This is a genomic window from Spirosoma sp. KUDC1026, from assembly GCF_013375035.1.
In the GTDB taxonomy this organism is placed as follows: domain Bacteria; phylum Bacteroidota; class Bacteroidia; order Cytophagales; family Spirosomataceae; genus Spirosoma.
In genome coordinates, this window is sequence record NZ_CP056032.1 from 417,641 (window position 1) to 429,732 (window position 12,092).

Consider the following 12,092-nt stretch of genomic DNA (forward strand, 5'->3'; position numbering starts at 1 on the left):
TCGCATTGGGCTTCCTTGTGCTCCGGCTGTTCAACCGTCGGTCAAAATAACCCGGCGTCCGTACATTCATTCATTCGCTTAGCAGCGCATATCACAGGTCAGTAGTAAATGGAAGTTTTAGTTATGGCCGGACAGCTCATTCTGGGTCTGTCCATTCTGGTAGGATTACATGAGTTAGGCCACTTGCTGGCGGCCAAGGCGTTCGGCATGCGGGTGGAACAATATTATATTGGTTTTCCACCAAAAATCTGGAGTTTCAAACGTGGCGAAACGGAATACGGCGTGGGCGCGATCCCGCTTGGCGGCTTTGTCAAGATTTCGGGGATGATCGACGAGTCGCTTGATACGACTCATACGAATACCGAACCACTCCCCTACGAATTTCGAGCGAAACCAGCCTGGCAACGGCTCATTGTTATGCTCGGCGGTATCATTGTCAACGTTATCGTGGGCATCCTGATCTTCGTCGTGCTGGCCTACAAAAACGGCAATACGTACCTGGCGGCAAAAGACGCAAAATACGGTATTGTGGCTTATGATCTGGCCAAAAGTATTGGTCTTCAGACAGGAGACAAAATCGTTAAAGTCAATGGCCGGACAATCACTGATTTTAATGAAATCCGGGGTTCTGATGTCATTCTGGGCGATAACAGCACCTACACCGTCGAGCGGAATGGTAAGCTGATCGATATTGATATTCCCAACGATTTCATCGACAAACTGGCTGATAAGAAAAACGCAGGTCAATTTATCGATCCCGTCGAGCCTTTCAAAGTTCGAGAAGTAGCACCGGGGCAGCCAGCGGACAAAGCCGGCCTAGAAGCGGGTGATGTGATTACGAGTGTCAACGGCAAGCCCGTTCGGTTCTACCACGAGTTCGTCGACCTGGTGAAACCATTGAAAAACAAACCCATCACACTTGGTATCAATCGTAACGGGCAGGCCAAGTCACTAAACCTGACGACTACCGAAGACGGTACGATTGGTTTCTACGCGGAATTTCTGCTCCCCGTGACGAAAGAAGATTACACCTTTGGACAGGCAATTTCCATTGGTACCGAGAAAGCGTTCAGCGTTGTATATGACAACATTAAAGGCTTTGGCAAGATTTTCCGGGGTGAAGTGTCGGCTTCTAAGGCCTTGAGCGGTCCGATTGGCATTGCGCAGAACCTGTTTGGCGGCATCTGGGTCTGGGATCGTTTCTGGACCGTAACGGGCCTGCTGTCGATGGCTCTTGCTTTCATGAACGCCCTGCCAATTCCCGCCCTGGATGGTGGCCACGCTACGATCCTAGGGTACGAAATCATTTCAGGCCGCAAGCCATCCGATCGGTTTCTGGAAGGAGCTCAACGGGTGGGTATGGTCATTTTGCTGGGGCTGATGGCCTTTGCGATTTTTAATGATGTATTCAAAGCTGTTTTTTAAGTTGAGACAACACAGTCTTTTGTCGGTTGTTTTTATAGCAGTGGCCGGTTGCCTGATGGGCAGTCGGCCGCTGACGCTTCATGACTTTCACGCCAGCGTTACGCAGATGCAGTACAATCCGCAGGAAAAGGCGTTTGAAATCAGCATTCGCATCTTCACCGACGATCTGGAAAAGACACTGACGAAAGAGACTGGAAAAGCGGTAGATATGTCATCGAAAATAAAAAATGACGATCTGCTGGAAAAATATGTTCGTGCTCATTTTACCTACCTGAATCCTCAGCGACAGGTAAAGCCTTTCAATTACGTTGGTCACGAAGTAGAAGACGACGCTAACTGGATTTACCTGGAAATGCCCTACAACGAACCGTTCCAAGGCGGAGTAATGCGCCAGAACGTACTGATGGAGATGTTCGACGACCAGGTTAATATGGTAAATCTACAATACCAGGGACAGAAGAAAACGTTTGTCTTCCGAAAGAACCAGCCAATTCAGGCTATTTCGCTCTAAATAATAAATTTATTTAGCCATAAAGTGCCAGGGGCTGTTATTTTGTATTAACCAGACGTAAACTCGCTTTACGGCATCTCTAGTAAGACTGGCATGGGTCTTGCGCCTACTATATCTCCTTGCCCCTCAATACATTTAATTCCCACAATGCCTTGAAAGCTGTCAGTTTGGCAGAGTTCTTATGAGTTTAGACAAAGATTTAGCAACCCGTTTATTACTGGCAGATTTCGATTCGGACAATCTGGAGATTGTACCATTAGGGTCGCCAGAGGGTATAGATGAAGATTACGAATTACCAGCCAACCTGCCTATCCTTCCGGTTCGTAACACCGTATTGTTTCCTGGCATGGTTATTCCCGTTACGGTTGGTCGGGCCAAATCAATCCGGTTGGTCAAAAAAGCCTACAAAGGCAACCGCATTATCGGCGTGGTAGCTCAGCTGAATCAGCAGAAAGATGAGCCTACGGCAGACGATTTATACCAGTTCGGCACGGTAGCATACATCATTAAAATGATTACGCTGCCCGATGGCAATATTACGATTATTATTCAGGGAAAAAAGCGGTTCGAAATTGAACAGATTACGCAGGAAGAACCGTATCTGACGGCGCAGGTACGCCAGATTGACGATAGTTTCCCGAACGTTAACAAAAAGGAAGGTAAAGCGCTGCTTCAGTCACTGAAAGATGCTGCGTATAAAACGCTTCGCCTGAATCCCGAAATTCCACAGGAAGCCCGTATCGCGCTCGATAATATTGAAAGCCCGACCTTCCTGCTGCATTTCCTGTCGTCGAACCTTAGCGCCGATGTGGCCGATAAGCAGCGACTGCTGGAAACGGTTGATGGCAGTCAGCAGGCGAACCTTCTGCTGGAGTATATGCTCCGTGAAGTACAGCTGCTGGAACTGAAGCGGGAAATTCAGTCGAAAGCTTCGTCAGATCTCGATCAGCAACAGCGCGATTACTACCTGCGTCAGCAGATGAAGGTTCTGCAGGACGAGCTGGGTATTGATGCTCCCGACCGGGACCTAGATGAACTACGCATGAAAGCCGACCGCAAGAAGTGGTCGCCGGAGGTGCGGGCTCATTTTGATAAGGAGCTGAATAAGCTGCAACGCATCAATCCGATGGCACCGGAATACCCGGTTACGATGAATTATATCGAACTGATGGTAGACCTGCCCTGGAACGAATTCACGAAGGATAACTTCGATCTGAAACGGGCCCAGAAAATTCTGGATGCCGATCACTTTGGTCTAGACAAGGTAAAGGAACGAATCATCGAGTACTTGGCCGTCCTGAAGCTGAAGAACGATATGAAGGCCCCAATCCTTTGCCTATATGGTCCTCCAGGGGTGGGTAAAACCTCGCTGGGGAAATCCATTGCCAAGGCACTAGGCCGGAAATATAGCCGGATGGCGCTGGGTGGTGTGCATGACGAAGCCGAAATTCGGGGCCACCGCAAAACGTATATCGGCGCTATGCCGGGTAAGATCATTCAAAACATCCGCAAATGCGGTACCGCCAACCCGGTGTTCATTCTGGATGAGATTGATAAGGTAAGCTCGGACTTTCGGGGTGACCCATCGTCGGCACTGCTGGAAGTACTAGACCCCGAGCAGAACTCGACGTTTATGGACAACTACCTCGAAACGGAGTTCGATCTGTCGCGGGTACTGTTCATTGCTACGGCAAACTCACTCGATACCATCCACCCCGCTCTGCGCGACCGGATGGAAATTATTGATATTACAGGGTATACCGTCGAAGAGAAAGTACAGATCAGCAAAAAATACCTGATTCCCAAGCAACGGAAAGATCACGGCCTGAAAACTAAGGATCTTCAGTTTGAAGACAAAGCTGTATTGCGGATCATCGAGGGCTATACCCGTGAGTCGGGCGTTCGGAATCTGGAGCAGAAAATAGGCACGACGATTCGAAAAGTGGCCAAATCCATTGCGATGGATGAGGAATACAACCACACAATTAAAGCCTCCGACATCCCCAAAATGCTGGGCGCCGAGATTTTCGACAAGGAACTCTATGCCGAGGATGATATCGCTGGTATCGTTACGGGGCTGGCCTGGACACAGGTGGGCGGAGAAATTCTGCTGATTGAGTCGAGCTTGAGCCGGGGCAAAGGCGTTCTAACATTGTCCGGTCAACTGGGCGACGTCATGAAAGAATCGGCCGTAACGGCATTGTCGTACCTGAAAGCGCATGCCGATGACCTGGGAATCGACTACCGTATCTTTAGCTATTACGACCTGCACATTCACATTCCGGCCGGTGCTGTGCCTAAAGATGGCCCGTCTGCGGGAATTACGATGCTAACATCGATGGCCTCGATTTATACGCAGCGGAAAGTTAAGACTTACTTGGCGATGACCGGAGAAATCACGCTACGTGGCAAAGTGCTACCCGTTGGTGGTATCAAAGAAAAGATTCTGGCAGCTAACCGGGCGGGAATCCGGGAAATCGTTTTGTGCTCAAAAAACCGGAAGGATATCGAAGAGATCAACCAGGCTTACATTAAGAATCTCTCGTTCCACTACGTCGATACCGTCGATCAGGTGATAGAAGCAGCACTTCTGCCCGGTCAGGTAGGCAAACCGATGAAGTTTGTGCTACCCGACGAGGAGTCAATGCATCGGAAAGAACAGCGCGAAGCCGAGCGCGTCTATTAATCAAATTCAGAAACGCGGATTCAGAAAATTTACCGATCAGGGCGAAGCAATTCGTTTTGAGTAGTAGATGACTGAATCCGCGTTTTTATAGTTACGCCTATGCTCGACTTTCCCAAACTCTCGGCCGACTATCAGCAGGCGCTGCTGCGTCAGGTGGTTCCGTTTGGGCTAAATCACAGCCGAGACGAGCTGTGCGGTGGTTATTTCGATACGCTGACCGCAACGGGCGAGGTTATTGAAAGCGATAAGTCCGTTGCGTTGCAGGCCCAGCAGGTCTGGGCGTTTGCTTGGCTGTATAATACCCTCGACGCACAGCCAGGATGGCTGAGCCACGCCCGTTATGGAGCCGAGTTCTTAAGTCAGTTTGCCCACGATCAGACACTGGCTTGCTACGCCGAGCTGGACCGGCGGGGGCGTCCGGTAGCACCGGCCCTTAACGGGCTACCCGACTCGTTTACGGCCCTGGCCTATACCGAGCTTTATCGCGCCACCAGCGAGGACGAGTGGGCTATGCTGGCGAAACAACTCTACACCGGATTACGTAACCGCTGGCAGTCTGCTCGTTTGGAGTCAGCGCCGGGTGGCTTTCGGGATGGTCGGTGGCTGGAGGAAGCAACGGCTCAGCTGAAGGTGACACTGGAGATGAAATCGCTGCTCGCCGAAGATGTCTGGAAAGAAGACGTTCAGCAGGCGATGGATACGCTGTTACACACATTTCTGGACCGACGAACGGGCCTGCTACGTAATTATGTGTTGTCAGACGGCGGCTTCGTCAATACTCCCAAGGGGCGCCGGTTAAACGTAGGCCTCATCTGTCAGACGGCCAGTTACCTACTCGATCTGTGTAAAACTGATTATCAATCCGTTGCCGCAAATCGCAAACTGGCAACGCAGGTAGTAGACTGGTGCCTGCACATCTGCGAGCTGGCCTGGAGTGAATCGACCGGTGGACTAAACACGTATGTCGACTTCAAGAACCAGCCAGCTCCGGAAATCGGTACTCAATACAAATGGGCCTGGATACAGCTTGAGGCCCTTTCGGCGTTGATAAAAGGATATACGCAAACGGCAAATCAAGATTGCCTTAAGTGGTTCAAGCGGGTACACGAATATACCTTTCAGCATTTTCCGGACGTACAGCATGTTGGCTGGCATCAGGTAGTCGATCATAACGCCCAACCAGCTCTGCCGACTAAAGCTACGTCTGACCTTGGTTTCTATTCCCAGATCAAGTGTCTGGCCGAAACGGCCCAGACGCTGACAACCTGTAAGCAGGTTCGTCAGTCCAGGCCGTTTTCCCGGTTCGGGACCTAAGCCAGTCAATACTTTCGACTAGTTGGACTGCCTTTCGTTGGTAAAGCCGTCGACCGCGTTGCGTACGTTGCCGTATTTAGCCAGTAATCCTTCCGCCATTTCGCGGCTCACGTTGATTTCGCTCATGACCATCTTGGCTGCCCGGTCCTGCAGCTTGATGTTTGTCAACTGCATATCAACCATCTTGTTCCCTTTCACTTTGCCAAGCTGAATCATCACGGAGGTCGAAATCATGTTCAGAACCAGTTTCTGGGCGGTACCGGCCTTCATGCGAGTGCTACCCGTTACAAACTCCGGCCCCGTAACCACCTCAACCGGAAATTCGGCCGCCTGTGCCACCGCCGAGCCAGGATTACAGACCACGCAACCCGTCAGCAGACCAGCCTCCCGCGCCTGATTCAATCCCCCAATTACGTAAGGCGTTCGGCCGGAAGCGGCAATGCCAATCACCGTATCCAGATCCGTTGGGTTATAAGGCATAATATCTTTCCAGGCCTGTTCGGCATCGTCCTCCGCAAACTCAACCGCTTTTCGGATTGCTCCATCGCCACCGGCAATGATCCCCACAACAAGGTCAAACGGTACGCCATACGTTGGTGGACATTCGGACGCATCGACCACGCCCAACCGACCACTGGTACCCGCGCCAATATAGAACAAGCGTCCCCCCTGCTGCATTCGGGTAACGATTTCCGTTACTAAAGCCTCTATCTGAGGAATGGCTTTTTCTACAGCCAGCGGCACGGTTTTGTCTTCGTTATTAATAGAGGTCAGCAGCTCGTGAACGGGCATTTGCTCCAGATGATCGTAATGCGAGGGAGTTTCGGTTATCATAGCGCTTCGGTGATCAGATATCTATAACAAAAGTACATAGACTTTAACGAAGGCAAATAAATCCTAGTCGGTGGTTCTTCTTGCATTTATATGTGCCGATTTCCCACCATTTTTTTCAAAAAATGCTTGCTTTCGGCAGCAACTCCGTGTTTCTTTACAGCGTCATTACACTATCAGCGAAATTTCGCTAATAAAGAAATTATGATTGCCGAGGAGACAAGTACCCAGCTCAACAGATACAGCGCTACGCTGACCCAGGAAGTAAGCAATCCGGCTGCGCAGGCCATGTTGTATGGTATCGGACTGACAACCGACGACCTTAAGAAACCTCAGATTGGTATTGCCAGCACTGGCTACGAGGGAAACCCTTGTAACATGCACCTGAATGGCCTGTCTGTTTATGTGAAGCAGGGAATTCAAGCTAACGATCTGGTAGGGCTTATCTTCAATACGATCGGGGTTTCCGACGGCATGACGAATGGTAATGACGGCATGCGTTATTCGCTACCCAGCCGGGACCTGATTGCGGATTCTATTGAGTCGGTCGTTGCGGCTCAGTGGTATGACGGAGTTGTTACGGTAGTTGGTTGCGACAAAAACATGCCCGGCGCTATTATGGCTATGGCGCGGCTTGAGCGCCCCGGCATCATGGTGTACGGGGGAACAATCCGGTCGGGTCATTATAAAGGACAGAAACTGGATATCGTTTCGGCATTTGAAGCGCTGGGAAAGCGTTACGCCGGGAACATTTCCGACGAAGATTTTAACGGCGTTGTTCAGAACGCCATTCCTGGTCCTGGGGCCTGCGGAGGTATGTACACAGCCAACACGATGGCTAGTAGCATCGAAGCACTGGGTTTGAGTCTACCGTTAAGCAGTACCTACCCCGCCACGCACGAAGGCAAGCAGGAAGAATGTAAAAAAATTGGTGCCGCCATGCGCCTGTTGCTGGAACGTAACATTACGCCAGCCGACATCATCACCCGGAAATCGCTGGAAAACGCCCTGACGATCGTTATGGCACTGGGCGGCTCAACAAATGCTGTCCTGCACTACCTGGCTATCTCGCGCGCGGCTGGCATTCCGCTGACACTAGACGACATTCAGGAAATCAGCGACCGCACACCGCTCCTAGCCGACCTGAAACCCAGCGGCAAATATTACATGGAGGATATGCTGGCCATTGGTGGCGTACCTGCCGTGATGAAATACCTGTATGAGCAGGGTATGATTCATGGTGAGTGCCTGACCGTAACGGGTAAAACGGTAGCCGAGAACCTCGCCGATGTCTCAACACTAGATTTCAATAACCAATCAATTGTCTTCCCGCTAACGAATCCGATCAAGAAAACGGGGCATATCCAGATTCTGCGGGGTAATCTATCACCAACGGGTTCGGTTGCAAAAATCACGGGCAAAGAAGGCGAACGCTTCGAAGGACCTGCTAAAGTTTGCGAACACGAAGGAGAAGTGATCGAAGCTTTGTCAAAAGGTGAAATTCTTCCGGGTCAAGTTATTGTTATCCGTAATGCGGGGCCGAAGGGTGGTCCGGGTATGAGCGAAATGCTGAAACCAACCTCCGCCATTATCGGGGCCGGTCTGGGCGATAAAGTAGCGCTGATCACTGACGGACGTTTCTCTGGCGGTACGCACGGATTCGTCGTTGGGCACGTAACACCCGAAGCGTTCGAAGGCGGACCGATCGCCCTGGTTAAAGACGGCGATTTGATTACCATCGATGCCGTTGGCCGGGAAATGACCCTGCACATCTCCGACGAAGAAATGGAGCAACGGCGCAGCGAATGGGTACAACCCAAACCCCGTTTCACCAAAGGCGTTCTCGGCAAGTATATCCGGAGCGTAAAATCGGCCAGCGAAGGCTGCGTTACTGACGAAGACTAATTCATTGACATTACAAACAACAAACTGAACGCTTTACAACCAACTCCAACTGTTATGGAAGCAATCGCCAGCCCTATCACAGACACTCAGGAGAGTATCCAAACTCCGGTCTTAATCAATGGCTCCCAGGCGCTCATGAAAGCGCTCATAGCCGAAGGAGTTGACACGATCTTCGGCTATCCCGGTGGGGCTATTATGCCAGTGTACGATGCTCTTTATGACTACCAGGAGCAGATTAATCACATTCTGGTCCGGCATGAGCAGGGTGCCTCCCATGCAGCCGAAGGCTATGCTCGCGTTTCCGGTCGCGTCGGGGTGTGTCTTGCTACGTCCGGTCCCGGCGCTACGAACCTGGTAACGGGTATTGCCGATGCCCTGATCGATTCAACGCCTATCGTTTGTCTGGTTGGCCAGGTGGCGAAACGATTACTAGGTACCGATGCGTTTCAGGAAGCCGATATCATGGGCGTAACGATGCCGATCACAAAATGGAACTACCAGATCACGTCTGCCGATGAGGTTCCGGAGATTATTTCAAAAGCGTTTTACATTGCCAAATCCGGGCGTCCGGGTCCGGTGCTGATCGATATCACCAAGAGCGCTCAGCTGGAACTGATGACCCAGCCATTCGAGTACGAATGCTGCCAGTCGCTTGTTAGCTACCGGCCTCGTCTGACGCCTAAAAAGGAACAGATTGAAGCCGCGGCCAAACTGATTAACAACGCCAAACGGCCTTATATTTTCGCAGGACACGGGGTGCAGATCGCCCATGCGGAACAAGAGTTGATTGCCTTTGCGGAAAAAACGGGTATCCCGGTAGCCACTACGTTGCTGGGACAGTCGACTATTTCGACCGATCACCCGCTCTATGTCGGCTGGCTGGGCATGCACGGTAATTACGGGGCCAACGTAATGACGGATGAAGCCGATGTTATTATCGCCATTGGTATGCGTTTCGACGACCGGGTTACGGGAGATGCCAGCCGGTACATCAAACAGGCGAAAATCGTTCATATAGAGATTGATCCGTCAGAAATTGATAAAATTATCCGGGCCGATGCGCCGGTTGTTGGTGATGCCAAGGAAGCGCTACAAGCTTTACTTCCGTTGGTTTATGCCAATGATCATACTGTCTGGCGAAATGAGTTCCGGAAATTTGATACGATCGAGCACGATACCATTACGTTACCCGCCCTCACAAATCCCGAAGGCAAAATCCGGATGGCAGAAGTAATCGACACGCTCTCGCAGAAGACCAAAGGCGAAGCTATTCTGGTTACCGACGTTGGTCAGCACCAGATGATGGCCTCCCGGTACTACCAGTTCCGCCGGCCCAACAGCCTCGTTACGTCGGGAGGCATGGGTACAATGGGCTTTGCCTTGCCCGCAGCGTTCGGTGCTCAAGTTGGCGCACCTGACCGCGATGTAGTCGCCATCATCGGTGATGGTTGTTTCCAGATGACAATCCAAGAACTGGGTACGATTGTGCAGAACAAACAACCCGTTAAGATCATCATCCTGAATAACAATTTTCTGGGCATGGTTCGGCAATGGCAGCAGCTTTTTCACGAGCGTCGGTACTCGTTCGTTGAACTGCAAAACCCCGATTTCATCACGATTGCAAAAGGGTTTGGTATGGACGGCATGACCTGCGACGGCCGTGAGAATCTGTCCGGTGCGCTGGATACGATGCTGGCACACGAAGGACCGTTCCTGCTGGAGGTCATCGTCGAGAAAGAAGAAAACGTATTTCCCATGGTACCGGCTGGTGCTACCGTATCCCAGATCCGACTGTCATGATCACCTACACAATCTGCATATTTACCCAGAACACGATCGGGCTGCTAAACCGCATCACGATCATCTTTACCCGCCGGCGGCTTAACATCGAAAGCCTGACCGTATCGGAAACGGAGCGGAAAGGCGTATCGCGTTTTACAATTGTTATCAAAAGCGAATCGCGGGAAGAGGTCGAGAAGCTGGTTCGACAGATCCGGAAAATTGTGGAGGTAATGGCTGTCTTCGGCTACCTCAACGATGAGATCGTTTTTAACGAGATCGCCCTTTTTAAGATCGCTACCCCCCTAGGTGCGAAATCACTGGACGTTGAAACGATCAATAAACAGTACAAGGCCTGGGTGGTATACTGGGGACTTGATTACGTAGTCATTGAGAAAACCGGTAGCGAGGACGATATTTTTGGCTTCTTTGAGTACCTGAAGCAATACGAAATCCTGGAATTTGTCCGCTCCGGACGGGTTGCCGTCGGCAAGACGGAAAAAGGGCTGGTCGAGTACCTACCCGAAGCCGAATGGGCTTATTATCTGTAACGCATTACCCTAAATACGAGTACCCAAAATCAATTAAACATGGCAACGATTAATTTCGGAGGAGTAGAAGAGCAAGTTGTTACCCGGGAAGAATTCCCACTGGAGAAAGCCCGCGAAGTGCTGGCCAATGAAACCATCGCCGTTATCGGCTACGGTGTACAGGGTCCCGGCCAGTCGCTGAATATGCGCGACAATGGCTTCAACGTCATTGTTGGTCAGCGGAAAGGCAAAACCTACGACAAAGCCGTAGCTGATGGCTGGGTTCCGGGCGAAACGCTTTTCGAAATCGAAGAAGCGCTGGAAAAAGGTACCATCATCTGCTTCCTGCTCTCCGATGCTGCTCAAATCGAGCTGTGGCCAACCGTTAAAGCAGCCCTGAAACCAGGCAAGTCGCTGTACTTCTCGCACGGTTTCGGTGTAACCTACAAAGAGAAAACGGGTATCGTTCCTCCCGCCGACGTTGACGTATTCCTCGTTGCGCCGAAAGGATCGGGGACGTCGCTGCGCCGGATGTTCGTAGAAGGCAAAGGGCTGAACTCAAGCTTCGCCGTCTACCAGGACGCATCGGGCGAAGCACGTACCAAAGCCATCGCTATGGGGATCGGCGTAGGTTCGGGCTACCTGTTCGAAACAGATTTCTACAAAGAAGTAACCTCTGACCTGACCGGCGAACGCGGTACGCTGATGGGCGCCATTCAGGGTATTTTCGCGGCTCAATACGAAGTGCTCCGTTCTAATGGCCACAGCCCATCAGAAGCGTTTAACGAGACAGTTGAAGAACTGACCCAATCGCTGATGCCACTGGTTGCCGAAAACGGTATGGATTGGATGTACGCCAACTGCTCAACCACGGCACAACGGGGTGCGCTGGATTGGTGGAAACCGTTCCGTGATGCGACCAAACCCGTTTTCGAACAACTGTACAACTCGGTAAAATCGCAGGAGCAGGCCGAAATCAGCATTACCCGCAACTCGCAGCCTGATTACCGCGAGAAACTGGAAGTTGAATTGGCTGAACTGCGTGAGTCTGAAATGTGGCAAGCTGGCAAAGCCGTTCGTTCGCTACGTCCGGAACGGAGCTAAACATCCT

9 protein-coding genes are annotated in these 12,092 nt (G+C 51.2%); 8 read left to right on the forward strand and 1 reads right to left on the reverse strand.

The features are described 5' to 3' along the window. Positions 1–108 precede the first annotated feature (108 nt). The 4 genes from rseP to HU175_RS01760 all read left to right on the forward strand — a co-directional run bounded on the left by rseP (position 109) and on the right by HU175_RS01760 (position 5,936). On the forward strand, positions 109–1,425 hold the full coding sequence (rseP, locus tag HU175_RS01745; RefSeq protein WP_176564953.1) for an RIP metalloprotease RseP: 1,317 nt from the start codon (positions 109–111) through the stop codon (positions 1,423–1,425). A gap of 19 nt (positions 1,426–1,444) precedes the next feature. After that, positions 1,445–1,936: a DUF6702 family protein gene (locus HU175_RS01750; RefSeq protein WP_228724286.1), complete on the forward strand. Its 492-nt coding sequence runs from the start codon at positions 1,445–1,447 to the stop codon at positions 1,934–1,936. A gap of 181 nt (positions 1,937–2,117) precedes the next feature. After that, positions 2,118–4,622, forward strand: coding sequence for an endopeptidase La (gene lon / locus HU175_RS01755; RefSeq protein ID WP_176564954.1), 2,505 nt, complete (start codon positions 2,118–2,120; stop codon positions 4,620–4,622). 99 nt (positions 4,623–4,721) lie between these two features. Beyond that, the gene (locus HU175_RS01760; RefSeq protein ID WP_176564955.1) at positions 4,722–5,936 is read left to right on the forward strand and encodes an AGE family epimerase/isomerase; all 1,215 of its coding nucleotides are present in this window, start codon (positions 4,722–4,724) and stop codon (positions 5,934–5,936) included. 18 nt (positions 5,937–5,954) lie between these two features. On the opposite strand, the gene murQ is transcribed toward HU175_RS01760, so the two are convergent. Next, positions 5,955–6,770 carry an N-acetylmuramic acid 6-phosphate etherase gene (murQ, locus tag HU175_RS01765; protein ID WP_176564956.1) on the reverse strand — a complete coding sequence of 272 codons (816 nt, stop codon included), beginning with the start codon at positions 6,768–6,770 and terminating at the stop codon, positions 5,955–5,957. A gap of 201 nt (positions 6,771–6,971) precedes the next feature. On the opposite strand from murQ, the gene ilvD reads away from it, so the two are divergent. Genes ilvD through ilvC form a run of 4 tightly spaced genes read left to right on the forward strand, consistent with a single transcriptional unit; the run spans position 6,972 to position 12,085 of the window. Continuing rightward, positions 6,972–8,672, forward strand: a complete 1,701-nt coding sequence (gene ilvD / locus HU175_RS01770) for a dihydroxy-acid dehydratase (RefSeq protein ID WP_176564957.1) — start codon at positions 6,972–6,974, stop codon at positions 8,670–8,672. 54 nt (positions 8,673–8,726) lie between these two features. Continuing rightward, entirely contained in the window at positions 8,727–10,472 is a 1,746-nt protein-coding gene (gene ilvB, locus HU175_RS01775) for a biosynthetic-type acetolactate synthase large subunit (protein WP_176564958.1), read from the forward strand. Continuing rightward, the gene (gene ilvN, locus HU175_RS01780; RefSeq protein WP_176564959.1) at positions 10,469–11,002 is read left to right on the forward strand and encodes an acetolactate synthase small subunit; all 534 of its coding nucleotides are present in this window, start codon (positions 10,469–10,471) and stop codon (positions 11,000–11,002) included. The genes ilvB and ilvN overlap by 4 nt, the downstream gene beginning before the upstream one ends. Positions 11,003–11,041: 39 nt before the next feature. Continuing rightward, a complete protein-coding gene (gene ilvC, locus HU175_RS01785) occupies positions 11,042–12,085 on the forward strand; it encodes a ketol-acid reductoisomerase (RefSeq protein ID WP_176564960.1) in 1,044 nt (347 codons plus the stop codon). Positions 12,086–12,092 lie beyond the last annotated feature (7 nt).